The sequence below is a fragment of the Pseudomonas sp. KH_017 genome (genome assembly GCF_057840285.1).
Genome location: NZ_CM174509.1, coordinates 214952 through 240743, shown reverse-complemented (window position 1 = coordinate 240743; position 25792 = coordinate 214952). Strand labels below are relative to the sequence as shown.

22 protein-coding genes and 1 pseudogene are annotated in these 25792 nt (G+C 61.0%); 17 read left to right on the top strand and 6 right to left on the bottom strand.

The window, feature by feature from the left end:
* Window positions 1-28: 28 nt before the first annotated feature.
* A complete protein-coding gene (locus AC3IT6_RS01095) occupies window positions 29-1342 on the bottom strand; it encodes an ATP-binding protein (RefSeq protein WP_489354017.1) in 1314 nt (437 codons plus the stop codon).
* Window positions 1343-1457: 115 nt separating this feature from the next.
* Window positions 1458-2198 (bottom strand): osmolarity response regulator transcription factor OmpR, encoded by a 741-nt coding sequence (gene ompR, locus AC3IT6_RS01090; RefSeq protein ID WP_007972873.1) that lies wholly within the window; start codon window positions 2196-2198, stop codon window positions 1458-1460.
* 359 nt (window positions 2199-2557) lie between these two features.
* On the opposite strand from ompR, the gene AC3IT6_RS01085 reads away from it, so the two are divergent.
* The 7 genes from AC3IT6_RS01085 (at window position 2558) to tauD (ending at window position 10903) form a co-directional block, all read left to right on the top strand.
* Entirely contained in the window at window positions 2558-4882 is a 2325-nt protein-coding gene (locus AC3IT6_RS01085) for a Tex family protein (protein ID WP_489354016.1), read from the top strand.
* On the top strand, window positions 4882-5265 hold the full coding sequence (locus AC3IT6_RS01080; protein ID WP_007972875.1) for a PaaI family thioesterase: 384 nt from the start codon (window positions 4882-4884) through the stop codon (window positions 5263-5265). The genes AC3IT6_RS01085 and AC3IT6_RS01080 overlap by 1 nt, the downstream gene beginning before the upstream one ends.
* A 278-nt stretch (window positions 5266-5543) precedes the next feature.
* A complete protein-coding gene (gshA, locus tag AC3IT6_RS01075; RefSeq protein WP_489354015.1) occupies window positions 5544-7127 on the top strand; it encodes a glutamate--cysteine ligase in 1584 nt (527 codons plus the stop codon).
* A gap of 239 nt (window positions 7128-7366) precedes the next feature.
* Window positions 7367-8344, top strand: a complete 978-nt coding sequence (gene tauA, locus AC3IT6_RS01070) for a taurine ABC transporter substrate-binding protein (protein WP_489354014.1) — start codon at window positions 7367-7369, stop codon at window positions 8342-8344.
* A 15-nt stretch (window positions 8345-8359) separates the two neighbouring features.
* Entirely contained in the window at window positions 8360-9154 is a 795-nt protein-coding gene (tauB, locus tag AC3IT6_RS01065) for a taurine ABC transporter ATP-binding subunit (protein WP_489354013.1), read from the top strand.
* On the top strand, window positions 9151-9984 hold the full coding sequence (gene tauC / locus AC3IT6_RS01060) for a taurine ABC transporter permease TauC (protein ID WP_489354012.1): 834 nt from the start codon (window positions 9151-9153) through the stop codon (window positions 9982-9984). Before tauB ends, tauC begins: the two co-directional genes overlap by 4 nt.
* A 76-nt stretch (window positions 9985-10060) precedes the next feature.
* Entirely contained in the window at window positions 10061-10903 is an 843-nt protein-coding gene (gene tauD / locus AC3IT6_RS01055) for a taurine dioxygenase (RefSeq protein ID WP_489354011.1), read from the top strand.
* A 160-nt stretch (window positions 10904-11063) separates the two neighbouring features.
* On the opposite strand, the pseudogene AC3IT6_RS01050 reads toward tauD, so the two are convergent.
* Together AC3IT6_RS01050 and AC3IT6_RS01045 are read right to left on the bottom strand one after the other, a co-directional pair.
* Window positions 11064-11333: pseudogene (locus AC3IT6_RS01050) on the bottom strand (aldo/keto reductase); the annotation flags it as partial.
* A gap of 93 nt (window positions 11334-11426) precedes the next feature.
* The gene (locus AC3IT6_RS01045) at window positions 11427-12317 is read right to left on the bottom strand and encodes a LysR family transcriptional regulator (protein WP_489354010.1); all 891 of its coding nucleotides are present in this window, start codon (window positions 12315-12317) and stop codon (window positions 11427-11429) included.
* Window positions 12318-12437: 120 nt separating this feature from the next.
* Between AC3IT6_RS01045 and AC3IT6_RS01040 the strand changes: the two genes are divergently transcribed.
* Together AC3IT6_RS01040 and AC3IT6_RS01035 are read left to right on the top strand one after the other, a co-directional pair.
* The gene (locus tag AC3IT6_RS01040; protein ID WP_489354009.1) at window positions 12438-13178 is read left to right on the top strand and encodes an SDR family oxidoreductase; all 741 of its coding nucleotides are present in this window, start codon (window positions 12438-12440) and stop codon (window positions 13176-13178) included.
* Window positions 13179-13243: 65 nt separating this feature from the next.
* Entirely contained in the window at window positions 13244-13504 is a 261-nt protein-coding gene (locus AC3IT6_RS01035; protein ID WP_489317915.1) for a hypothetical protein, read from the top strand.
* A gap of 9 nt (window positions 13505-13513) precedes the next feature.
* On the opposite strand, the gene betT is transcribed toward AC3IT6_RS01035, so the two are convergent.
* The gene (betT, locus tag AC3IT6_RS01030) at window positions 13514-15469 is read right to left on the bottom strand and encodes a choline transporter BetT (RefSeq protein WP_223532864.1); all 1956 of its coding nucleotides are present in this window, start codon (window positions 15467-15469) and stop codon (window positions 13514-13516) included.
* 403 nt (window positions 15470-15872) lie between these two features.
* Window positions 15873-16799 carry a serine O-acetyltransferase EpsC gene (epsC, locus tag AC3IT6_RS01025; protein WP_150673687.1) on the bottom strand — a complete coding sequence of 309 codons (927 nt, stop codon included), beginning with the start codon at window positions 16797-16799 and terminating at the stop codon, window positions 15873-15875.
* 190 nt (window positions 16800-16989) lie between these two features.
* Between epsC and AC3IT6_RS01020 the strand changes: the two genes are divergently transcribed.
* From AC3IT6_RS01020 to AC3IT6_RS00985, 8 genes are all read left to right on the top strand, one after another.
* On the top strand, window positions 16990-17988 hold the full coding sequence (locus AC3IT6_RS01020; RefSeq protein WP_489354008.1) for a D-cysteine desulfhydrase: 999 nt from the start codon (window positions 16990-16992) through the stop codon (window positions 17986-17988).
* A 261-nt stretch (window positions 17989-18249) separates the two neighbouring features.
* On the top strand, window positions 18250-19050 hold the full coding sequence (gene tcyJ / locus AC3IT6_RS01015) for a cystine ABC transporter substrate-binding protein (RefSeq protein ID WP_489354007.1): 801 nt from the start codon (window positions 18250-18252) through the stop codon (window positions 19048-19050).
* The gene (gene tcyL / locus AC3IT6_RS01010; protein ID WP_046040764.1) at window positions 19050-19715 is read left to right on the top strand and encodes a cystine ABC transporter permease; all 666 of its coding nucleotides are present in this window, start codon (window positions 19050-19052) and stop codon (window positions 19713-19715) included. Before tcyJ ends, tcyL begins: the two co-directional genes overlap by 1 nt.
* Before the next feature lie 4 nt (window positions 19716-19719).
* Window positions 19720-20475, top strand: a complete 756-nt coding sequence (gene tcyN / locus AC3IT6_RS01005; RefSeq protein ID WP_489354006.1) for an L-cystine ABC transporter ATP-binding protein TcyN — start codon at window positions 19720-19722, stop codon at window positions 20473-20475.
* A 486-nt stretch (window positions 20476-20961) separates the two neighbouring features.
* Window positions 20962-21726 (top strand): hypothetical protein, encoded by a 765-nt coding sequence (locus AC3IT6_RS01000; RefSeq protein WP_489354005.1) that lies wholly within the window; start codon window positions 20962-20964, stop codon window positions 21724-21726.
* Window positions 21727-21971: 245 nt separating this feature from the next.
* Window positions 21972-23204, top strand: a complete 1233-nt coding sequence (locus tag AC3IT6_RS00995; protein WP_489354004.1) for an SfnB family sulfur acquisition oxidoreductase — start codon at window positions 21972-21974, stop codon at window positions 23202-23204.
* 38 nt (window positions 23205-23242) lie between these two features.
* Window positions 23243-24436, top strand: coding sequence for an SfnB family sulfur acquisition oxidoreductase (locus tag AC3IT6_RS00990; RefSeq protein ID WP_489354003.1), 1194 nt, complete (start codon window positions 23243-23245; stop codon window positions 24434-24436).
* The gene (locus tag AC3IT6_RS00985) at window positions 24437-25789 is read left to right on the top strand and encodes an LLM class flavin-dependent oxidoreductase (RefSeq protein WP_489354002.1); all 1353 of its coding nucleotides are present in this window, start codon (window positions 24437-24439) and stop codon (window positions 25787-25789) included. It abuts the gene before it with no gap.
* The last annotated feature ends 3 nt before the right edge of the window (window positions 25790-25792 follow it).

The window sequence follows — 25792 nt, the reverse complement described above, 5'->3', positions numbered from 1 at the left end:
CCATTAGCCTCACCGAAGAACTACGGCCTTAAACGGCATCCCGCGGCAACATCAACCCCAACGGCAACCGCACCCGCGCTTCCAGCCCACCGCCCGAGCGGTTACGCAGCTCAACGTTGCCGCCATGCATCGAAGCAATTCGCTTCACGATTGCCAATCCCAACCCGGTGCCCTTGCCACCCCGGGCACGATCACCGCGGGTGAACGGGTTGAAGATCGCCTCCAGCTCCGACGGATCGATCCCGGCACCACGGTCCATGACGCTCAGCACCACATACGGTGCGCTGGTGTCCCCGGATACATACGCCGCCACCTCCACACCACTACCGGCATGATGCAACGCATTGCCGATCAGGTTGTTCAGCAGTCGTTTCATCGACACACGACGCAACGGGAACGGCTGGATAGGCTCCAGGCGCAGTCGCACTCTCTCTTCATTTTGGTTATAGGGCGCGGCGACCTCACGGACCAGGTCGCTCAGGTCAACCTCTTCCACCGTCTCGTCACGCCCGTCGCGAATGAACGCCAGGAACTGATCGAGAATCGCGTCCATGTCTTCGATGTCACGCACCATGTCGTCGGTCAGGTCGGTGTGATCGCCCATCAGTTCCAGGGACAGGCGCAAGCGGGTCAACGGTGTACGCAAGTCGTGGGACACCCCGGCCAGCATCAGCTCGCGCTCACGACCGGCCTGTTCGACGTCTTCGGCCATCTGGTTGAAGGCGCGGTAAACCTCAGTCATCTCACTCGGCGTATCGCTGATTGGCAGGCGCACGCTGCGGCCCTGGCCAAGTTGCCGCGCGGCATACACCAGACGCTTCAAAGGTTGATTGAGCTGGCTGACGAAGATCCAGGCCGAAGCGGTGGACAGCAGGCCAATTGCGAGGAACCAGCCCAGCACGTTCCAGATTTTCTGACCGCGCAACGGATGGGGATAAAGCGGTACCTTCAGCCAGCCATCGCCCAGGCTCGGTGCCCGAACCCACAGCGCCGGTGGCGAATGCATGCGTAACCGGACTTCAGTGTCGGCACCCAGCTCCGACTGCATCTGCCGCTGGTAAATCTCGCTGTAAGGCCAGTGCTGTTCGCCTTCCGGCACGCCGGCACCCACCACCCGGATCAGGGTCGCGGCCTCGGCGATCTTGCCGCGGTTTTCTTCATCGGCAGCCCAATAGGCGCGCAGCGTCAGGGCGACGCCGTGGCTGTACTGGCGGTCCACCAGAACGTCTTCGTTCATCAGCAGATAAACCAGGGTCAGCGCCTTGGAGAAGAGTACGACGATGAGCACCAGCCAAAGGGTGCGGGAGAAGAAGCTCTGGGGAAACCAAACGGGGGTTTTCATGGATAACCGTTAAACACTTGCAGGAGCGAGCGATGCTCGCATATTGCGGATCGCGAGTCTGCGGACAGGATCGATTGACCCGCCGTCCGCATGACCCGCTCCTACAAATCGCCAATCACTTGGTGGCGGTACCATCCGGAACAAACACGTAACCCACGCCCCAGACAGTCTGGATGTAACGCGGTTTGGACGGATCGGGCTCGATCATCCGGCGCAGACGGGAAATCTGCACATCGATGGAACGCTCCAGGGCATCCCACTCGCGGCCACGGGCCAGGTTCATCAGTTTGTCGCGGGTCAGCGGTTGACGCGCGTTCATCACCAGGGCCTTGAGTACAGCGAACTCACCGGTGGTGAGCATGTGCACTTCTTCGCCGCGCTTGAGCTCGCGGGTAGCCAGGGACAACTCGTAGTCACCGAAGGTCACGCTTTCGTCTTCGCTGCCTGGCGCGCCCGGCACCGGAGCCGACTGGCGACGCAGGACCGCTTTGACGCGAGCCATCAGCTCATCGGGGTTGAACGGCTTGGCCAGGTAATCGTCGGCGCCCAGCTCCAGGCCCTTGATGCGGCTCAGCTCATCACCCTTGGCGGTGAGCATGATGATCGGAATCTGGTTGTTCGCGTTGCGCAGGCGGCGGCAGGCAGTCAGGCCGTCTTCGCCGGGCAACATCAGGTCGAGGACGACCAGGTTGAACACTTCGCGCGCCAGCAGGCGATCCATTTGCTCGGTGTTCGGTACGGCGCGGGCGCGGTAGCCCTTGCTGACGAAAAAACGCTCCAGCAGGCTGCTGAGCCCCGGATCGTCGTCAACGATAAGAATTTTTTCGCCTTCAGCAGTTTGTGCAGTGCTGCTCATTGGATGCTCCTTTGATCTCGGCGCGCATTATGGCGTAGCTGCCGTTATACGCACCGTGTGCATTGTTAGCAGATTTTTCCTCTAGCGCCAGAAAACCGGCCATTGCACCGGCAACCCGCGATGCCCCCGAATGCCGGAACGCTGGTTATAATGCGCGGCCTTTTGTGTCAGGCAACATCAGACAGGTACTACAGACGGACACCTTTTTTTCATGGTGCCGGCAGTAATTGTTCGATTTCACGGGTCAACGGGATACCTTTTGATCCAGGTAGCGGCGCTGGCCAGGCCGCTCAACCAGACTCGCCCAGGCCCTATCCCTGCGCCTGCGAGCCTGCTTTCACAATTTGTCAGGTGGTTTTATGGACAGCATCAACAGCCGCATCGCCGAGGAACTCGGTGTACGCCCACAACAGGTCGAAGCGGCCGTCGCGCTACTCGATGAAGGCTCTACCGTTCCCTTCATCGCCCGTTACCGGAAAGAAGTGACCGGCAGCCTCGACGATACGCAATTGCGTCATCTGGAAGAGCGCCTGCGCTACCTGCGAGAACTCGACGAACGGCGTATCAGCATCCTCGCCAGCATCCAGGAGCAGGGCAAGCTGACCCCGCAACTTGAACGCGACATCAAGCTCGCCGACACCAAGACCCGTCTCGAAGACTTGTACCTGCCGTACAAGCAGAAGCGCCGCACCAAGGGCCAGATCGCCCTGGAAGCAGGCTTGGGCGAGCTGGCCGACGGCCTGTTCAACGACCCGTCCCTGAGCCCGGAAACCGAGGCTGCACGCTTCATCGACGCGGAAAAAGGCGTGGCCGATGTGAAGGCTGCCCTCGAAGGCGCCAAGTACATCCTGATGGAACGCTTCGCCGAAGACGCCGGCCTGCTGGACAAGCTGCGCAACTACCTCAAGCAGGAAGCCACCCTCAGTGCCCGCGTGATCGCCGGCAAGGAGGAGGAAGGCGCCAAGTTCCGCGATTACTTCGAACACGACGAACCGCTCAAAAGCATGCCGTCGCACCGCGCACTGGCGATTTTCCGTGGTCGCAACGAAGGCATCCTCAGCTCCGCGCTGAAAGTCGGCGACGAACTGCCGGGCACCATGCACCCGTGCGAAGGCATGATCGGCCAGCAATTCAGCATCCAGAACCAGAACCGCGCCGCCGACAAATGGCTGGGCGAAGTGGTGCGCTGGACCTGGAAGGTCAAGCTCTACACCCACCTGGAAACTGATCTGTTGGGCGAACTGCGCGATGGCGCAGAAACCGAAGCGATCAACGTGTTCGCCCACAACCTGCACGACTTGCTGCTGTCGGCCCCGGCCGGCCCGCGCGCCACTCTGGGCCTCGACCCGGGCCTGCGCACCGGTTGCAAGGTCGCCGTGGTCGACTCCACCGGCAAGCTGTTGGATCACGCCACGGTTTACCCGCACGTGCCGCACAACAAGTGGGACCAGACCCTCGCCGTGCTCGCCGCCCTGTGCGCCAAGCACTCGGTGGACCTGATCGCCATCGGCAACGGTACCGCCAGCCGCGAGACCGACAAGCTGGCCGCTGAACTGATCAAAAAATACCCGGCCATGAAGATGACCAAGGTCATGGTTTCCGAGGCCGGTGCATCGGTTTACTCGGCGTCGGAGCTGGCTTCCAAGGAATTCCCGGACCTCGACGTGTCGATCCGTGGCGCGGTGTCGATTGCCCGTCGCCTGCAAGACCCGCTGGCTGAGCTGGTGAAGATCGATCCGAAATCCATCGGCGTCGGCCAGTACCAGCACGACGTGTCTCAGCTGAAACTGGCCCGTGGCCTGGATGCAGTGGTCGAGGACTGCGTGAACGCCGTCGGCGTGGACGTGAACACGGCTTCCGTGGCGCTGCTGGCACGGATCTCCGGCCTCAACGCGACCCTGGCGCAGAACATCGTCAACCACCGCGACGAGCACGGCGCGTTCAAGACCCGCGCCGCGCTGAAGAAAGTCGCGCGGCTGGGTGAGAAAACCTTCGAACAGGCCGCCGGATTCCTGCGCGTCATGGACGGGGAAAACCCGTTGGATTCGTCGGCGGTTCACCCGGAAGCCTATCCGCTGGTTCAGCGCATCGCCGCCGAAACCGACCGTGACATCCGCTCGCTGATTGGCGATGCCACGTTCCTCAAGCGTCTCGATCCGAAGAAGTACACCGATGAAACCTTCGGTCTGCCGACCGTGACCGACATCCTCCAGGAGCTTGAAAAGCCTGGGCGCGACCCGCGCCCCGAGTTCAAGACCGCCGAGTTCCAGGAAGGTGTCGAAGACCTCAAGGACCTGCAACTGGGCATGATCCTCGAAGGCGTGGTGACCAACGTGACCAACTTTGGCGCGTTCGTCGATATCGGCGTGCATCAGGATGGTTTGGTGCACATCTCCGCACTTTCGGAGAAGTTCATCAAGGATCCACGCGAAGCGGTGAAGGCCGGTGACGTGGTGAAAGTGAAGGTCATGGAAATCGACATCCCGCGCAAACGCGTGGGCCTGTCGATGCGCATGAGCGACACCCCGGGCGAGAAAATCGACGGCGCTCGCGGCGCGCGTCCGGGGTCGGCGCCACGCCAGTCCCAGAACACCGCACCGCGCAAGGAAACCACGGCGGCAGCACCGAGCAACAACGCCATGGCTTCGCTGTTCGCCAATGCCAAGCAGTTGAAGAAACGCTGATGGACATTCCCGCCGGGCTGACCGAAAGCGCGTTTTTCAAGCTGCTGGGCTGCCGCTTGCACAGTCTGGAAACCGGGGTGGCGCAAGTCGCCCTGGCGCTGGAACCGGAGCTGCGCAATCGCGGCGGCAAGCTGCACGGCGGGGCGTTGTTCAGCCTGGTGGACATTGCCATGGGGCTGGCCTGTTCCAGCACCCACGGCTTTGACCAGCAGAGCGCGACCATCGAGTGCAAGATCAACTACATCCGCGCCGTCTCTGACGGCGAGGTGATGTGCACGGCGCGGGTGATCCACCCGGGCCGCCGCACATTGGTGGTCGAGGCCGATGTGATGCAGGGCGACAAACTGGTCGCAAAAGCACAAGGCACGTTCGCTGTCCTGTAGCTAGTCGTCATCAAATTGAGTTAATTTCGGTAGTACGCAACCTGTGGGAGCGGGCTTGCTCGCGAAGGCGGTGTGTCAGGCGACATCTGTGCTGACTGACACACCGCCTTCGCGAGCAAGCCCGCTCCCACATTGATTGCGGCGATCAAACATTGACTGACCGGCACATGGCCTGTGCGGCTCGAAAAACCAGGCGAAAACGCCAGTTTTAACTTCACCCTTGTAGACCGTCTTGCCCACCCCCATATTGGGGCGACTGACGCGTGAAGGAATCCAACTTGAGCGAACTTCTCAACCGCCGCCTGGCTCTGCTCGGCGAGCGCGCTAACCTCTCTCTGCTCGAACAGTGCCTTCACGGCATCGAACGTGAATGCCTGCGCGTGAACGGCGAAGGTCGCCTGGCGCAAACGCCGCACCCGGAAGAATTGGGTTCCGCGCTGACCAATGAACAGATCACCACCGACTATTCCGAGTCGCTGCTGGAGTTCATCACCCCGGCCCTGCCCGATCCTGCCGATACGCTGGCGAGCCTGGACAGCATTCACCGCTTTGCCTATAGCAAGCTCGGCAACGAGTACCTGTGGAGCCCATCGATGCCGTGCCCGTTGCCGGCCGAGGAAGATATCCCGATCGCCTATTACGGCACGTCCAATATCGGGCAGCTCAAGTACGTCTACCGCAAGGGCCTGGCCCTGCGTTACGGCAAGACCATGCAATGCATTGCCGGCATCCACTACAACTTTTCCCTGCCGGAAAAACTCTGGCCGCTGCTCAGGCAGGCCGAAGGCTTTGTCGGCACCGACCGCGACTTTCAGTCGTCGTCCTACATCGCGCTGATCCGCAACTTCCGCCGCTACAGCTGGCTGCTGATGTACCTGTTCGGTGCTTCACCGGCACTGGACGCCGGCTTCCTGCGCGGTCGTTCGCACCAGTTGGAACAACTGGACCCACAGACTTTGTACCTGCCGTACGCCACCAGCCTGCGCATGAGCGACCTGGGTTACCAGAGCAACGCCCAGGCCGGTCTGACGCCGTGCTACAACGATCTGAACAGCTACACCGACAGCCTGCGTAAAGCGGTGGCCACGCCGTATGCACCGTACGTCGAAGTCGGCACCCACCAGGATGGCGAGTGGGTACAGCTCAACACCAACATCCTGCAGATCGAAAACGAGTACTACTCCAACATCCGCCCGAAACGCGTGACCTATACCGGCGAGCGGCCGATCCAGGCGCTGGTGGCCCGTGGCATCCAGTACGTCGAAGTGCGCTGCCTGGACATCAACCCGTTCCTGCCGATGGGCATCGACCTCACCGAATCGCGCTTCCTCGATGCGTTCCTGCTGTACTGCGCGCTCAATGACAGCCCGCTGCTGACCAACACCAGTTGCGGCAACGCGACCTCGAACTTCCTCAGCGTGGTCAAGGAAGGTCGCCGTCCGGGCCTGCAACTGCAACGGGATGGCCAGCCGGCTGACCTGAAGGAATGGGCCGGCGAGCTGCTGGAAAAAATCGCGCCTCTGGCGGCGATGCTCGACCAGAGCCATGGCGGCGATGCCCACAGCAAGGCGCTGGACGTCCAGATGTCCAAGGTCCAGGACCCGTCCCTGACGCCGTCGGCCCAGGTATTGGCAGCGATGGCCGAACACAAGGAAAGCTTCGCCCAGTTCTCCCTGCGCCAGAGCCAGGCCCATGCCGAGTTCTTCCGTAGCGAGCCGTTGCCGGCGGAGGAACAGGCGAAGTTTGAAGAGCGGGCGCGTTCGTCGCTGGCTCAGCAGGCTGAGCTGGAGCAGAACGAAGTCGGCGATTTCGATGTGTTTGTCGGGGCGTACCAGGCGAGCATTCTGGCTATCAGCAACTGAAGGTCCTTCGGACCTTATCGCGAGCAAGCTCGCTCCCACAGGGTTCAATGGTGTTTGCACGATTGTGCTCACACCGAAGATCCACTGTGGGAGCGAGCTTGCTCGCGATGACCGCGTAGCGGTCGCTCCCAAGTTTTACCCTCATAAGCTAATTCGAAAAAGTTATTTATTTTAGAATTCTTAGATCATTTAGTCTCTTTTTCACGCCGACATTCGGTCGCCTGACAAGGAGCTTTCTGATGAAACTGACTTTCCCACTTCGCTTGCTGGCGGCCGCTTCCTTGGCGATAGCGAGTTTTTTTGCCCAGGCGGCCGACTTCACCGTCGCCTACCAGACCACCGTTGACCCGGCGAAAGTCGCCCAGGCTGACGGCGCTTACGAAAAGGCCACCAAGGCCGATATCAGCTGGCGCAAATTCGACAACGGTGCCGATATCATCGCCGCCATCGCCTCCGGCGACGTGCAGATCGGCTACCTCGGCTCCAGCCCCCTGACCGCTGCCATCACCCGCAAAGTGCCGGTGGAAACCTTCCTCATCGCCACCCAGATCGGCGCCGCCGAAGCCTTGGTCGCCCGGGACGGTTCCGGGATCAAGACCCCGCAAGACCTGATCGGCAAGAAGATCGCCGTGCCGTTTGTATCCACCGGCCACTACAGCCTGCTCGCCGCGCTGAAGCACTGGAATATCGATCCATCGAAAGTGACCGTTCTCAACCTGGCTCCACCTGCGATCATTGCCGCCTGGAAGCGCGGTGACATCGACGCCACGTACGTGTGGGACCCGGCCCTCGGTGTCGCCAAGGAAAACGGCAAGGTACTGATCACCTCCGGCGAGCTCGCCAAGTTCGGTGCACCGACCTTCGATGCCTGGATCGTGCGCAAGGATTTCGCCGAGAAGCACCCGGAGATCGTCACCGCGTTCGCCAAAGTGACCCTGGACGCCTACGCCGATTACCGCAAAGACCCGCAAGCCTGGCTCGCCAACCAGGGCAACGTCGACAAACTGGTGAAGCTCTCCGGCGCCAAGGCCAGCGACATTCCATTGCTGCTGCAAGGCAACGTCTACCCGCTGGCGGCTGACCAGGTGCTCACTCTCGGCGCGCCGACCACCAAGGCCATCACCGACACCGCGGCATTCCTCAAGGAACAAGGCAAGGTCGAGGCCGTGCTGCCGGACTACGCGCCGTACGTCAGCGCCAAGTTCATCACCCACTGATCGGGAGTCAATGCGATGGCCTTGCTACAGCTGGAGCGCATCAGCGCACAGTACCCCGGCAACCCGGAACCGGTGTTGGCGGATATCTCCCTGAGCCTGGGGCCCCGGCAATTGCTGGTCGCCCTCGGCCCGTCCGGCAGTGGCAAGACTTCGCTGTTGAACCTGATTGCCGGTTTCGTCGAACCCAGCGCCGGGCGCATCACCCTCGACGGCGTGCCCGTCAAAGGCCCGAGTGCCGAGCGCGGCGTGGTGTTCCAGGACGACGCGCTGCTGCCGTGGCAAGACGTGCTGGTCAACGTCGGGTTCGGCCTTGAGCTGGCCGGTATCGCCCGGGACAAACGTGAAGCTCGCGCCCGGGAAATGCTCGCCCTGGTCGACCTTTCCGGTTTTGAACAGCGTCGCATCTGGCAGCTTTCGGGCGGCCAGAAGCAGCGTGTCGGCCTGGCCCGCGCCCTCGCCGCCGACCCGCGCGTGTTGCTGATGGACGAACCTTTCGGCGCCCTCGACGCCTTCACCCGCGAGCAGATGCAGGAGCTGTTGCTGCAAGTCTGGCAACGCACCGCCAAACCGGTGTTCCTGATTACCCATGACATCGAAGAAGCCGTGTTCCTCGCCACCGACCTGATTCTGTTGGCGCCCAACCCGGGGCAAATCGTCGAGCGCCTGAGCCTCGATTTCGGTCAGCGTTATGCCGCCGGTGAGTCGGCCCGCTCGATCAAGTCCGACCCGCGTTTTATCGAAACCCGCGAACACGTACTCGCCAAAGTGTTCTCCCAACGCAGCGCCGCCCAGCGGCAGGAGCGCGCATGAGCAGCTACGAAATTCCCGTCGCAGCGATAACGCCAGGCTCAGCCGTGATTCCGGCAAGTCGCCGTTTGAGCACTCGCTGGATCAGTGTGCTGACGCTGGTCGCTCTCGTTGCCATTTGGTGGGCCGTGACGGCGACCGGCTTGATCGAGCCGTTGTTCCTGCCGCCGCCCTCCGCCGTGCTGCAAAAAGGCTGGCTGCTGGCGACCTCGGGTTATATGGATTCAACCCTGTGGCAGCACCTCGGCGCGAGTCTGAGCCGCATCGGCCTGGGCCTGGGCTTTGCGATTCTCACCGCCGTGCCGGTGGGAATCGCCATCGGCGCCAACCGTATCGCCCGTGGTGTACTCGATCCGCTGATCGAGTTCTACCGGCCGATTCCGCCGTTGGCTTATCTGCCGCTGATCGTGATCTGGTGCGGCATCGGTGAATTGTCGAAAGTGCTGCTGATCTACCTGGCGATCTTCGCCCCGATTGCCATCGCCACCGCCACCGGTGTGCGCACGGTCGACCCGGCCAAATTGCGTGCCGCGCAGTCGCTGGGCGCAACGCGCGTGCAGTTGATTCGCCACGTCATCCTGCCGAGTGCCTTGCCGGACATTCTGACCGGTGTGCGCATCGGCCTCGGCGTGGGTTGGTCGACGCTGGTCGCCGCCGAACTGATCGCCGCCACCAGCGGTCTGGGCTTCATGGTGCAATCGGCCGCGCAGTTTTTGGTCACCGATGTGGTGGTACTGGGGATTCTGATGATCGCACTGATCGCCTTCGCGATGGAGTTGGGCCTGCGTGCCCTGCAACGCAAACTGGTGCCGTGGCATGGCCAGGCCCACTGATTACTGAATAAACCTGTGGGAGCGGCGGTGCGGCGATCCCACAAAAAACACGGCACCCGGATTTAAGAGAACCACCATGAGCCACCTGACCATCGTCCCCCTAAGCTCCGCCCTCGGTGCACAGATCAGTGGCATCGACATCAGCCAGCCGCTGAACCTGGAGCAGCGCGATGCCATCGAACAGGCCCTGCTCAAGCATCAGGTGCTGTTCTTCCGCAACCAGCCGATCACGCCACAGCAACAGGCGCGATTCGCCGCGAATTTCGGCGACCTGCACATTCATCCGATCTACCCGAATGTGCCGGAGCAACCCGAAGTGCTGATCCTCGACACCGCCGTCACTGACGTGCGCGATAACGCGATCTGGCACACCGACGTCACCTTCCTGCCGACCCCGGCCATGGGCGCGGTGCTCAGCGCCAAGCTGCTGCCGGAGTTTGGCGGCGACACGTTGTGGGCCAGCGGGATTGCCGCGTACGAAGCCCTGTCGACGCCGCTGAAAACCTTGCTCGAAGGTCTGACCGCCACCCATGACTTCACCCGTTCGTTTCCGCTGGAGCGCTACGGCAACACGCCCGAGGCGTTGGCCCAGTGGGAAGATGCACGGCGCAAGAATCCGCCGCTGTCGCACCCGGTGATCCGCACGCACCCGGTGAGTGGGCGCCGCTCGCTGTTCGTCAACGAAGGCTTCACCTCGAAGATCAACGAGCTGTCGGAAACCGAGAGCGAGGCGATTCTGAAGTTCCTGTTCGCCCATTCAACGCGACCGGAATTCACCATTCGCTGGCGCTGGCAGCAGGACGACATCGCGTTCTGGGACAACCGCGTGACCCAACATTACGCGGTGGACGATTACCGGCCGGCACGGCGGGTGATGCAGCGGGCGACTGTGTTGGGGGATGTGCCGTTTTTTCGCTGAACCCTGAAATCTTTACTGTCAGGACTGGCCTCATCGCGGGCAAGCCCGCTCCCACAGGTTCAGCTGTGTTCACAGATTTTGTGTACGACACGGACACTGTGGGAGCGGGCTTGCCCGCGATGGGGCCGGAACGGGCACCGGAAAAACCGGAACCTGACTCTTACTCAGCCGTCGAAGGCTTCTCCCAAAGATTGACCCCACCCTCCTGGGCAAACCGGTCAATTTCCGCCAGCTCCTGCGCACTGAAGCTCAAGTTCTTCAACGCCCCGACGTTCTCGATGATCTGCTCCGGCCGGCTCGCGCCAATCAAGGCCGAAGTGACCCGAGGATCGCGCTGGGTCCAGGCCAGCGCCAGTTGCGCCAGTTGCGCCAGGCTCTGGCCACGACGCTTGGCGATTTCGTTGAGTGCCCGCACCTGGGCAATGTTGGCCAGCACGTACTTGCGCGAGCCAACCTGTCCGTAAGGGCCGGGCCACATGCCCCAACCGGGCTGAAACGTTTCATATATTTCCCCACTGACAAGCTACCGCGCCCCCGCAAACACCTCCCCCAACCAGTCCACAAACACCCGGACCCTGGGCGACATGTGTCGGTTGTGCGGGTACAACACCGATACCGGCATCGATGGCGGTGGAGTGTCGACGAGGACTTCCTGCACCAGGCCTTGGGAGATCTGCGTTTGCATCCGGTAGTGCGGGCACTGGATCAGGCCCAGCCCGGCAATCGCCGAGGCGGCGTAGATTTCTGCGCCGAACACCGAGACCGCACCGTCGATGGCCACTTCCTTGAGTTCACCGTCCACCATGAATTCAAACGGGAACAACCTGGCCGTGGTGCGCGAAACGTAGTTCACCGCACGGTGCCGGCTCAGGTCGGCGAGGCTTTTCGGTTCGCCGTACTTGCGCAAATAGGCGGGGCTGGCGCAGGTGATCTGACGCAGGTTGGCGACACGTTTGCCGATCAGCGTGGAGTCGCCCAATGTTCCTGCGCGCAACACGCAATCGATACCTTCGGTGATCAGGTCGACCTGGCGGTCAGCCTCGCTGATGGACAGCTCGATGTCGGGAAAACGTGCCATGAATTGCGGCAACGCCGGGACCACGAAGTGCTTGGCCAATGTCCCGTGCAAATCCACCCGCAGCCGCCCCTTCGGGGCCACGCCGCGAAACGCCAATTCCGCTTCCTCCAGCTCTGCCAGCAGTTGCACGCAACGCAGGTAGTACGCCTCGCCATCCAGCGTCGGGCGCACTTTACGCGTGCTGCGCTCCAACAAACGCGTACCCAGCCAGGCCTCGAACTGATTCAAGGTGTGGGTCAGCGTCGCGCGTGGCAGGTTCAGGTCATCGGCCGCCTGCGTGAAGCTGCTGCGTTCGTAGATCCGCACAAAAACCTTCATCGCTTTGACTTGGTCCACAGCTCACTCCAGACACTCGATTGTTGGCGATTATTGAACAGTCAAGGCAACTCTCGTGCATTTATCGCCCTGAGTAAACATGTGAAATTGACTTCACACCCCATCAACAGGAACACCAACATGGCTCATCAAACTCCGAAAGTCGCCATCGTGACCGGCGCCTCCCGCGGCATCGGCGCGGTCATCGCCAAACAACTGGCCAGCGAAGGTTTCGCCGTTGCCATCAACTACGCCAGCAGCGCCACCGAAGCCTCGAAACGGGTGGTGGAGCTGCGTCAGGCCGGTCACCAGGCCATAGCGATCAAGGCCGATGTGGCCAATGCCGACGACGTACGCCGGATGTTCGACGAGGTTGAAACCCAGTTCGGCAAGGTCGATGTTTTGGTGAACAACGCCGGCATCCTCAAGGTGCTGCCGCTGGCGCAACACAGCGACGAACTGTTCGAGCAGAACTTCAACATCCACGCTCGCGGTACCTTCAATACCCTGCGTGAAGCGGCGACCCGCCTGAACAGCGGTGGCCGGATCATTAACTTCTCCAGCAGCACCGTCGGCATGAACCTGCCGGGCTACGCGGTGTACATCGCCAGCAAAGCGGCAGTGGAGTGCCTGACCCAGGTGTTCGCCAAGGAAATGCGCGGGCGCAACATTACCGTCAATGCGGTGGCTCCCGGGCCGGTGGCGACTGAGCTGTTTTTGCACGGCAAGAGTGAGGAGCAGATTCAGAGTTTCGCGAAGATGGCGCCGCTGGAGCGTCTCGGTCAGCCAGAAGACATTGCCCGAGTCGTGTCCTTCCTCGCCGGGCCGGATTCGGCGTGGGTCAATGGGCAGATTTTGCGGGTGAATGGCGGGTTGGTTTAACTATGCTCAGACAGACACCGCGATAGCGGTTTGTCAGGCAAAAAAATCCAGCGGAAGCACACACCATGCACACCACCATCATCATCACCTTCGGCCTGATCCTCCTGGCGTTGATGCTCTACATCGGCGAGAAAATCGGCTTCACCCGCCAGACCGTGGCCTACAGTTTTATCGTGCTGTGGCTGGCGCTGACGCTGATCAATGGCGCAGTCGGCATGGTGCATGCCGGCCAGCCATTGAGCACCGAACTGGTGGTCGGTAGCGCCGTGTTCGGTGTTCCGGTGGCGGCGCTGGTGTTGTTCATGGCGTTGACCACCGAGACGTGAAGGCCTTGATCAACGCACCAGATGCAGGAACTGCATGTGCCGTTCGTACTGGTCGAGGATGTCGTTGATGATCTGTTCCTTGGTGTAGCCGACCAGATCGTAGTCCTGACTGCCCTCGCTCAAATGCACTTCGGCCCGGTAGTAACGGCGATTGTTGAGTTGCTTGGAACCCATGCCGCCACGGGCAAACGACGGCGTGAAGTAACCGCGCATCTGCACCTGATAAACGAACGGATGCTGGTCGCCGTGGCCGATTTCCAGGCTGACGCTGTCATTGGCCGGGTCCGGGTGTGTCGCTACGTGCAAACCCTTTTCGATGAACACGGCAGACACTTCTTCAATCGCCGGGCGCACCGTCGTATCAAGGAAGCGATAGACCTCATCCCGCGACGGGAAATGCACCGCCTGACTCAGGCGCTGGCGCCAGCCACCCCGCCGTGAACCGGACACCGGTGCCAGTGAATGCATCTGCGCAATCTGCTTCTGCGACTCCAGATAAAACGCCTTGTGCAGACCCCACATCATCAACAGCAAGATCAGCGAGAACGGCAGCGAGGTCAGGACCACCGCCGACTTCAATGCATCGATGCTGCCGGAAAACAGCAAAGCACTGGTCACCAATGCGGTCATCGCGCCCCAGAACACCCGCAGCCATTTCGGCCCGTCTTCATCCGGGTTGCCGCCCTTGGCGGACAGCGTCGACAGCACCACGGTGCCGGAGTCGGCGGAGGTGACGAAGAACACGAAGCTGATGAACACCGTGACCGCAATGACGGTTTTGCTCCACGGGTAGGTTTCCAGCAGCAGGTAGAGCGTCATCGACGGGTTGTCGATGGCCGACATGCCGAGCGCGCTCATGCCGTGGTTGAGCACTTGATCGATGGCGCTGTTGCCGAAGATCGACATCCACGCCAGGGTGAAGCCGAGCGGAATCAACAGCACGCCGAAGACGAATTCGCGGATGGTCCGGCCACGGGAAATCCGTGCGATGAACAGGCCCACGAACGGCGACCATGCAATCCACCAGGCCCAGTAGAACACCGTCCAGCCGCCCAACCAGTCGCTGGGTTTGTCGTAGGCGTAGAGGTCGAAACTCTTCATCGGCAAGGCGCCGAGGTAATCGCCGAGGTTCTGGATCAGGGTGTTGAGCAAGTGCTGCGTGGGGCCGGCGAACAACACGAACAGCAGCAGCGCGCAGGCCAGCAGCATGTTGATGTCGGACATGACCCGCACGCCCTTGTCGACACCGGATACCGCAACGATGATCGCAGCGCCCATCATCAAGGTGATCAGGCCGACCTGAATCCATTGGGTGTGGGCGATGCCGAACAGGTAGTCCAGGCCCGAGTTGAGGTGCAGCACGCCGAAGCCCATGTCGGCACCAAGGCCGAACACCGTGGCGATGATGCCGAAGCCATCCACCGCGTAACCGATGGGGCCGTTGATACGCTTGCCGATCAGCGGGTACAGCGCCGAGCGCAGGGCCAGTGGCAGGTTATGCCGGTAGGCGAAGTAGGCCAGCGCCATGCCGACAAAGGCGAACACGCCCCAGCCATGCAGGCCCCAGTGCAGAAACAGAATCTGCATCGCCTGGCGCGCCGCATCCGCCGTACCGGCCTCGCCCTGGGGCGGTTGCAGCATGTGGGTCAGCGGCTCGGACACGCAGAAGAAAAACAGGGTGATGCTGATCCCGGCGGCGAACAGCATGCCGGCCCAGGACAAATAGCTGAATTCGGGTTCGTCGTGGTCGGCACCGAGCTTGATCTTGCCGTAGCCGGACAAGGCGGTGACCACCACGAAGACCAGATACAGGGTCATCGCCAGCAGGTAATACCAGCCGACCGTGTTGGCCGCCCAGTTTTGCGCCGCCAGCAACCAGGCACCGGCCTGTTCGGGCATGGCGATGACAACGACACCAAACAACAGGATGAAACTCGCCGAGAACCAGAACACCGGCGGATTCATGCGGATCAGACCGCTTGGAGGGATGGACGATGCACTCATGTTCGGTGCACCTCGAAGAGGTAAAACGTGGCTGTAGAAATCGGACTCAGCAAAGGCAAGCCTCCTGTTGTGAGCGGGCAGCGAACCGCCGGTTTAACTTGAATGAACGTTCAAGTTAAACATGGATAGGGGGCTAAGGACTAATCGCAGGGCTCGGCGGTACTGGTATTACGCTAGCTCAAGGGTGGGTTCGGCGCAGGATTAGATCAGGGCCACTGGCTCGATTCGGCTTGAAATCCAATCGCGAGCAAGCTCGCTCCCACAGGGTTCAATGCCGTTCACAATAGTTGTGTTCACCAGAGATCCACTGTGGGAGCGGGCTTGCCCGCGAAGAGGCCAGAACAGTCAGCGAAGATTCAGGAGCCTACTTCTGCGCCCCATCATCCAACTGCAAATTCGCCTGGGTCAGGTTGCTGCCCGCCGGCACGCTGCGGGTCAGCCAGACATTGCCGCCAATGGTCGAGCCCTGGCCGATGGTGATCCGCCCCAGAATCGTCGCCCCGGCATAAATCACCACGTCATCCTCGACAATCGGATGCCGAGGCTGGCCTTTCTGCAACTGACCGTCTTCGTCCGCCGGGAAGCGCTTGGCACCCAAGGTCACTGCCTGATAGATCCGCACGCGCTCGCCGATGATCGCGGTTTCGCCAATCACCACACCGGTCCCGTGGTCGATGAAGAAACTGCGGCCGATCTGCGCGCCAGGGTGAATGTCGATGCCGGTGGCCGAGTGAGCGATTTCCGCGCTGATCCGCGCCAGCAGCGGCAATCCGGCGCGATACAAATGGTGGGCCAGACGATGGTGAATCACCGCCAGAATCCCCGGATAGCACAACAACACTTCATCGACACTGCGGGCCGCCGGGTCACCGTGATAGGCCGCCAGCACGTCGGTGTCCAACAGGCTGCGCAACCCGGGCAAAGCGAGGGCGAAGTCCTGAATGATCTGGATGGTTTTGGCTTCGACTTCAGTCTCGGCCTGGGCACTGTGGCGTGCGGCGTAGCGCAATTCGAGTCGCGCCTGGGCCAACAGTGCATTCAACGCCACATCCAGGGTGTGGCCGACGTAGAAGTCTTCGCTCTCCTCACGCAAGTCCACTGGCCCCAGGCGCATCGGGAACAACGCACCGCACAGGGCTTCGAGAATGTCCGCCATGGCTGCGCGGGACGGCAATTCGCGACCGCCCTGCTCGCCGGTGGCCCGGCCGTTTTGTGCACGCCACTGCTCACGTGCCGTGCGCAGCTGGCTGACGATGGTCTGCAATTGCCAATGGCTGGAACGCTCACTCACGGTAAAAACTCCTCACGGGCGGCCGGACTGTCTGGCCGCACTGACCGCGATTACTTTACGGCAAGGGTCACGAGGCAAATTAAGAACCAATAGTGCTGTGCTCAGTTCGATTGGCTATAAGCGATTGGCGGTTGCCCCAACTTTTTGGCGTGCCTATAGTCCTGAGATCTTCAACCGCCAGTACGGACTCATGATCAAACAACAGCTCGCCCGCTTTAACCGCCTCGACCTGCTCGGTCAGCCCACCGCCCTGGAAAAACTCGAACGCCTGTCAACCTGGCTGGGCCGCGACCTGTACGTCAAGCGCGATGACCTGACGCCGCTGGCGATGGGCGGCAACAAGCTGCGCAAACTCGAATACCTGGCCGCCGATGCCTTGGCCCAGGGCGCCGACACCTTGATCACGGCGGGCGCACTGCAATCGAACCACGTGCGCCAGACAGCCGCCATTGCCGCAAAGTTGGGGCTGGGCTGCGTAGCCCTTCTGGAAAATCCTCTCGGCACTGGCGACAGCAATTACACCGGCAACGGCAACCGCCTGCTGCTCGACCTGTTCGATGCCAAGGTCGAACTGGTGGAAAACCTCGACAACGCCGACGAGCAACTGCAAGCCCTGGCCAACCGACTGCGCAGCAACGGCAAGAAGCCGTACCTGGTGCCGATCGGTGGTTCCAATGCGCTGGGCGCCCTGGGCTACGTGCGCGCCGGGCTGGAACTGGCCGAGCAGATCAAGGACACCGGCCTGAAGTTCGCCGCCGTGGTCCTGGCCTCGGGCAGTGCCGGCACCCACAGCGGACTGGCACTGGCCTTGAGTGAAGCGCTGCCGGATCTGCCAGTGATCGGCGTGACGGTTTCGCGCAGCGATGAAGATCAGCGGCCAAAGGTTCAAGGCCTCGCCGAACGCACCGCCGAGTTGCTGGGCGTGAATCTGCCGGAGGCTTTCAAGGTCGAGTTGTGGGATGAATATTTCGCCCCGCGTTATGGCGAGCCGAATGCCGGGACACTGGCGGCGGTGAAGCTGCTGGCGAGCCAGGAAGGCTTGCTGCTGGACCCGGTCTACACTGGCAAGGCCATGGCGGGCTTGCTGGACGGGATCGGACGTCAGCGTTTCGACGAGGGTCCGATTATCTTCCTGCACACCGGCGGGGCGCCGGCGCTGTTTGCCTATAAGGATTATCTGACTGGCTGATGCGCTTGAGTGGCAGAGAGCTTGCCTGTGGCGAGGGGGCTTGCCCCCTCGCCACAATGGATCACCCGCATATTCAATTATTGAATAACAAATAGTATATTTATTATTTTCCTATCTAACGGCGTCATCTTATAGTCACGCCGCAGGCGAATTTGCAGCGAGACGCATAAGCTGCTTTAGGGCAGGATATCGCAGTCGTCAAAATCCCGAATTTGCCAACTTTCCTAAAGCGTCTTCCATAAGAAAACACAGGGGCTTGTCATGAATTTTTCCGCACTACGTCGCAATCTGCTGGTGGGTTCGCTGGGCCTGGCACTGAGCGCCGGCCTGATTGGCCAGGCGGTTGCCGGTGAGCAACTGCAACAAATCAAGGACAAAGGCGTGATCAACGTCGGCCTGGAAGGCACCTACCCACCGTTCAGTTTCGTCGACGCCGACGGCAAACTGACCGGCTTCGAAGTCGAGTTCTCCGAAGCCCTGGCCAAAGAGCTGGGTGTGAAGGTCAAGCTGCAACCGACCAAATGGGACGGCATCCTCGCGGCCCTGGAATCCAAGCGCCTGGACGCAGTGATCAACCAGGTGACCATCTCCGAAGAGCGCAAGAAGAAGTATGACTTCTCCGAGCCGTACACCGTTTCCGGGATTCAGGCGCTGGTGCTGACCAAGAAGGCCGCCGAGCTGAACATCAAGTCCACCGCCGACCTGTCTGGCAAGAAAGTCGGCGTAGGCCTGGGCACCAACTACGAAGAGTGGGTGAAAGCCAATGTGCCGACCGCTGACATCCGCACCTATGAAGATGATCCGACCAAGTTCCAGGACCTGCGTGTCGGCCGTATCGACGCCATCCTGATCGACCGCCTCGCCGCGCTGGAATACGCCAAGAAGGCCAAGGACACCACCGCCGCCGGTGATGCGTTCTCCCGTCAGGAAGCCGGCATTGCCCTGCGCAAAGGCGAGCCTGAATTGCTGGCCGCAGTGAACAAGGCAATCGATAAGCTACGCGCCGATGGCACCCTGAAAAAGCTCTCGGAAAAATACTTCAACGCTGACGTCACTCAATAATGGGAGAAGCTTTCCAACTCGCACTGGACTCCGCGCCCTTTCTGCTCAAGGGCGCGTATTACACGGTGATCCTCAGCCTGGGCGGGATGTTCTTCGGCCTGGTGATGGGGTTCGGTCTGGCGCTGATGCGCCTGTCGCGCTTCAAACTGGTGAGCTGGATCGCCCGCATCTACGTGTCGTTCTTTCGCGGCACGCCGTTGCTGGTGCAACTGTTCGTGATCTATTACGGCTTGCCGCAACTGGGTCTGGAACTGGATCCGCTGCCGGCGGCCCTGATCGGCTTCTCGCTGAACATGGCCGCCTACGCCTGTGAAATCCTGCGTGCCGCGATCAGCTCCATCGAGCGCGGCCAGTGGGAAGCGGCTGCCAGTATCGGCATGACCCGCGCGCAGACCCTGCGCCGGGCCATCCTGCCGCAGGCAATGCGCACTGCATTGCCGCCGCTGGGCAACAGCTTCATTTCGCTGGTCAAGGACACTGCGCTGGCCGCCACCATCCAGGTGCCGGAGCTGTTCCGTCAGGCACAGTTGATCACCGCCCGCACCTTCGAAATCTTCACCATGTATCTTGCCGCCGCACTGATCTACTGGGTCCTGGCCACGGTGCTTTCGCACCTGCAGAACCAGTTGGAAGCGCGGGTCAATCGGCACGACCAGGAGTCCTGACCCGATGATTGTCGTGGAAAAACTGACAAAGCAGTTCAAGGGTCAAGTCGTGCTCAACGGCATCGATCTTGAGGTCAAGGAAGGCGAGGTGGTCGCGATCATCGGCCCTAGCGGTTCGGGCAAGACCACCTTCCTGCGCTGCCTGAATTTTCTGGAAGAACCCACCAGCGGCCGGATCAAGGTCGGCGATATCGAAGTCGATACCAGCCGCCCCCTGAACCAGCAACAGAGCCTGGTCCGGCGTTTGCGCCAGCACGTAGGTTTCGTGTTCCAGAACTTCAACCTGTTCCCTCACCGCACCGCCCTGGAAAACGTCATCGAAGGCCCGATCATCGTGAAGAAGATCCCGCTCGCCGATGCCGTTGCCCTGGGTAAAAAGCTCTTGGCCAAGGTCGGTCTGGCGGGTAAGGAGGACGCTTACCCGCGTCGCCTCTCCGGTGGCCAGCAACAGCGCGTGGCGATTGCCCGGGCGCTGGCGATGGAGCCGGAAGTGATCCTGTTCGATGAGCCGACCTCGGCCCTCGACCCGGAGCTGGTGGGCGAGGTATTGGCGACCATCCGCGGCCTTGCCGAAGAGAAGCGCACCATGGTGATCGTCACCCACGAAATGGGCTTTGCCCGGGACGTGGCCAACCGTGTGGTGTTTTTCGACAAGGGCGTGATCGTCGAGCAAGGCGAAGCGAAGGCGTTGTTTGCCAACCCGAAAGAAGAACGAACCAAACAGTTCCTAAGTAAGTTCCTGAATAACGCTCACAACTAATAACCCTGCGCAACAACGGTGTAACCTTCCACGGATGGAAGTTACCCACCTCTAGAAATACGCGCCATCAATATCAAACTAAACCTATCTATTCGAGATGCATATTTTGTGCGCGCACGCGGCACATACATATGCATCGCCACAATTAAACAGTGCCAATCCAATCAGATCACCCATCGCAAGACAGTGCTTGTGACTTGCACAAACCCGCCCGTATTTACCCGATTTCAGCAGATAAATTCGACGCAACGGCGTGGTTTACTTACTTTTGATCGTAGGAACTTTCTGAATAACACCATATACCACCCACAACTAACAAATCTTATTGACACCTGATCTTCCTGGCTCTTATCTAGCCTCCAGCCAGCGACACTCATCACGTTTGAATCATTATTTAAACTCAAAGTAATGAACGGTTTTTCTGTTCGATTATTGGTTTTTGATATTCCAGAAACGGACTTCGTTGCAAGACTTCAAGGAGACTTCATGAACAGCACCTCGAACAAATCCAGGCTTGCGGCCCCGACCCTGGCGCAATCCAACAAGACCGGCATCAACGTCACTTGCGCGGCACACCTGCTGATCGAGGTAGCGCCCTACCCCGCCATGGACGAAGGCGACCTGATCGAACTGTTCTGGGACAACTGCTACGTGGCCTCCCGCGTGCTGACCGCCAGCGATGTCGGCCAACCGGTGCAGCTGCGGGTGCCTGAAAGTTTTGTCGCCAACGGTACCTCGTGCATTCACTACCGGGTCATGCAAGTTGGTCGAAGCCCGACGATATCGGCCAGCCGAAACGTGCAGATCAAACTCGACTGCCCGGGCGGCCAACCCTCCGCGCTGTGCGGTGATGAAAACCAGTGCCTGGCACCGGTGAGCATTCCCGAGGCGATTCGCCGTCAGGGGGTCAATCCGAGTCAGGTCAAACGCGGTGTTCCGTTGACCATCGAGCCGTACCTGAACATGGCCGTCGACGACGAAATCACCCTGCGCTGGGGCGATGTGCGCATGGATCTGCCACGGCTCAAGTCCGCCGATGTGGGTCAGCCGATTCAGGTCTGGATACCGCCGGCCATCATCCTCGAAGCCGGCGAAGACCTGCGGCTGGAAGTGACGTACTGCATTCTCGACCGGGTGGGCAACAACTCCCGCTGGGCGCCGGCCCGTACGCTGAAGATCGGTTGTGCAAGTACTTATCTGAAGGTCCCGAAGAAACATCCCCTCAAGGCTGCTGAACCCCGCGAAAAATGATCACACACCCCTCGCCACAGGGATTGTGCGCTCCCCCGAGAACGCCCTTCTATGTATATTCCTAAAAGTTAGTTCATAAAATATTTATACACGTTTAGGGTATATACACCGGACCACCGGACATCCTTGTTTTCATGCGCGGCCACAAGCGGCGCTTCCATAAGATGTGAGGTAGGTATGGTCCGGAACACAATCACCCCAGTGCAGATCGCCAGGGCATTGCGTGCAGCCAAGGAGCGGCACTGATGTCCAGTCTGGCAGATGCAATCGTCCAGAGTGACCTGGACATCGCCCCGCCGTTGTTGCCCGCACAAGTCTTGCGCAACGATGCTCAAGCCATCAAGGCGGCCCACGAACTGGCGCAAGTCGCCCGTCTGCAAGCGGCCAAACGTGACCGGCAGCGCAAGCTGCCGTGGGCGGAAATCGAACAGTTCACCCGCAGCGGCCTGGGCAGCATTTCCATCCCCCGCGAGCACGGTGGCCCGCAGGTTTCGTTCGTTACCTTGGCCGAGGTTTTCGCGATCATTTCCGCGGCCGACCCGGCGCTTGGGCAGATCCCGCAAAACCAGTTCGGCATTCTTAACCTGGTACTCGGCAGCGCCACCGAAGCACAGAAAAACCTGCTGTTCAAAAGCGTCCTGGATGGCTGGCGCATCGGCAATGCCGGGCCGGAACGCGGCAGCAAAAACACCCTGGAACTGAAGGCTCGCATCACCGCTGACGGCGTCCTCAATGGCCAGAAGTTCTATTCAACGGGCGCACTGTTCGCCCATTGGGTCGCGGTCAAAGCGTTGAACGACGATGGCAAGCAAGTGTTGGCGTTCATCCGGCGCGGTACACCGGGATTGCGCATCGTCGATGACTGGTCCGGGTTTGGTCAGCGCACCACCGCCAGTGGCACGATTTTGCTCAACAACGTGCAGGCCGACCCCGAACTGGTGGTGGATAACTGGCGGATCAACGACACACCGAACATCCAGGGTGCTGTCTCGCAGCTGATTCAAGCGGCCATCGACGCCGGTATCGCCCGAGGCGCCATCGACGACGCCATCGACTTCGTGAAAACCCGCGCCCGGCCGTGGATCGACGCCAAGGTCGAGCGGGCCAGCGATGACCTGTACGTGATCGCCGATATCGGCAAGTTGAAAATCGAATTGCACGCCGCCGAAGCGCTGCTGCGCAAGGCCGGGCAAGTGCTCGATGAAGTCAGCGCCGCACCACTCACCGCCGAGTCCGCCGCCCGCGCCTCGATTGCCGTGGCCGAAGCCAAAGTGCTGACCACCGAGATTGCGTTGCTGGCCAGCGAAAAGCTGCTCGAACTGGCCGGCAGCCGCGCGACCCTCGCCGAATTCAACCTCGACCGCCACTGGCGCAACGCCCGGGTGCATACCCTGCACGACCCGGTGCGCTGGAAGTATCACGCGGTCGGCGCCTATCGCCTCAACGGCACGCTGCCGGCTCGCCATTCCTGGATCTGACGACCAGCACACTTTTTACCAGAGCTCTGGAGAAACACATGACAAGTTCTCACCCCGTCGCGGTCATCACCAGCGATGAACAGGCCCTGATCGTCGCCAGCGACCTTGCCGAAGACTTCAAGCGCGACAGCGCCACGCGCGACCGCGAGCGCCGTTTGCCACACCCGGAACTGGAAGTGTTTTCCCGCTCGGGCCTGTGGGGCATCAGCGTGCCAAAGGAATACGGCGGCGCCGGTGTTTCCAACGTCACCCTGGCCAAGGTCATCGCCTTGATCGCCCGGGCCGACGGCTCCCTGGGGCAGATCCCGCAGAACCATTTCTATGCCCTCGAAGTGCTGCGGGTGAACGGCAGCCACGAGCAGAAGCAACGCCTGTACGCCGAGGTTTTGGCCGGCCAGCGCTTCGGCAATGCGTTGGCCGAACTCGGCACCAAAACCGCACACGATCGCGTCACAAGCCTGACTCGCGACGCCAGCGGCTATCGCATCAATGGTCGCAAGTTCTACGCCACCGGCGCGATCTACGCCCAGCGCATTCCCACCTCGGTGGTGGATGAAAACGGCGTGCAGCAACTGGCGTTCGTCCCGCGCAACAGCAAGGGCCTGAGCGTGATCGACGACTGGAGCGGCTTCGGCCAGCGCACCACCGGCAGCGGTTCGGTGGTGTTCGAAGATGTCTTTGTTGCCGCCGAAGATGTCATCCCCTTTCAAAGCGCTTTCGAGCGCCCGACCCCGGTCGGCCCGCTGGCGCAGATTCTCCACGCCGCCATCGACACCGGCATCGCCCGCGCCGCGTATGAAGATGCGCTGCACTTCGTGCGCACGAAAACCCGGCCGTGGATCGACGCCACCCACGAAAAAGCCACGGACGATCCGCTGACCCTCAAGAGCTTCGGCCACTTGAGCATTCGCCTGCACGCCGCCGAGGCGCTTCTGGATCGTGCCGGTGAATACCTCGACCAGGCCCAGGCCGACACCCATGCCCAGACCGTCGCCGCCGCGTCGATTGCCGTGGCCGAAGCCCGCGCCCTGAGCACCGAAATCTCCCTGGCCGCCGGCAGCACGCTGTTCGAACTGGCCGGCAGCCAGGCGACCCTGATCGAACACGGCCTCGACCGTCACTGGCGCAACGCCCGGGTGCATACCCTGCACGACCCGGTGCGCTGGAAGTATCACGCGGTGGGCAATTACTACCTCAACGATGAAAACCCACCACTGCGGGGGACCATCTGAATGGCCAAGAAGAAGATCCTGCTCAACGCGTTCAACATGAACTGCATCGGGCACATCAACCATGGCTTGTGGACGCACCCGCGCGACACATCCACCCAATACAACACCCTCGAATACTGGACCGAACTGGCGCAGCTGTTGGAGCGCGGGCTGTTCGACGGCCTGTTCATCGCCGACATCGTCGGGGTCTACGACGTCTACCAGAACTCGGTGGACGTACCGCTGAAAGAGTCGATCCAGTTGCCGGTCAACGATCCGCTGCTACTGGTTTCCGCGATGGCGGCGGTGACGAAAAACCTCGGTTTCGGCCTGACCGCCAACCTCACCTACGAAGCGCCGTATCTGTTCGCCCGCCGCCTGTCGACACTGGATCACCTGAGCCGTGGGCGGGTCGGCTGGAACATCGTCACCGGCTATCTCGACAGCGCAGCCAAGGCCATGGGCCTGAGCGAACAGGTCGAGCATGACCGCCGCTATGACCAGGCCGACGAGTACCTGGAGGTGCTCTACAAACTCCTGGAAGGCAGTTGGGAAAACGGTGCGGTACTCAATGATCCACGGCAACGGATCTACGCGCAGCCGGACAAAGTGCACAAGGTCGAGCACAAGGGCGAGTTCTATCAGGTCGAGGGTTTTCACCTCTGTGAGCCCTCGCCACAGCGCACGCCGGTGCTGTTCCAGGCCGGCAGTTCGGATCGTGGTTTGTTGTTCGCCGGGCGACATGCCGAATGCGTATTCATCAGCGGCCAGACCAAGGCATCAACCAAGGCGCAGGTGGACAAGGTGCGCGCCAGCGCCGTCGAAGCCGGGCGCAATCTGGAGGACATCAAGGTGTTCATGGGGCTGAACGTGATCGTTGGCGCCACCGAAGAGCTGGCCTGGGCCAAGCACGCAGAGTACCTGAGCTACGCCAGTGCCGAGGCCGGCGTTGCGCATTTCTCGGCGTCCACCGGGATCGATTTTTCCCAATATGAAATCGACGAGCCGATCCAGTACGTGAAGAGCAACGCCATCCAGTCCGCCACCAAACACCTGCAAAACAACGACTGGACCCGACGCAAACTGCTGGAACAACACGCCCTCGGCGGGCGTTACATCACCGTGGTCGGCTCACCGCAGCAAGTGGCGGATGAACTGGAATCCTGGATCGCCGAAACCGGGCTGGATGGCTTCAACCTGACCCGCATCGTCACGCCGGAAAGCTATGAGGATTTCATCGAACTGGTGATCCCCGAGTTGCAACGGCGGGGCTCGTACAAGACGGCGTACGACAGCGGCACCTTGCGCGAAAAGCTGTTTCAGCGGGAGGCGTTTTTGCCTGAGCAACATACCGGTTCGGCTTACCGCCGCTGAAAG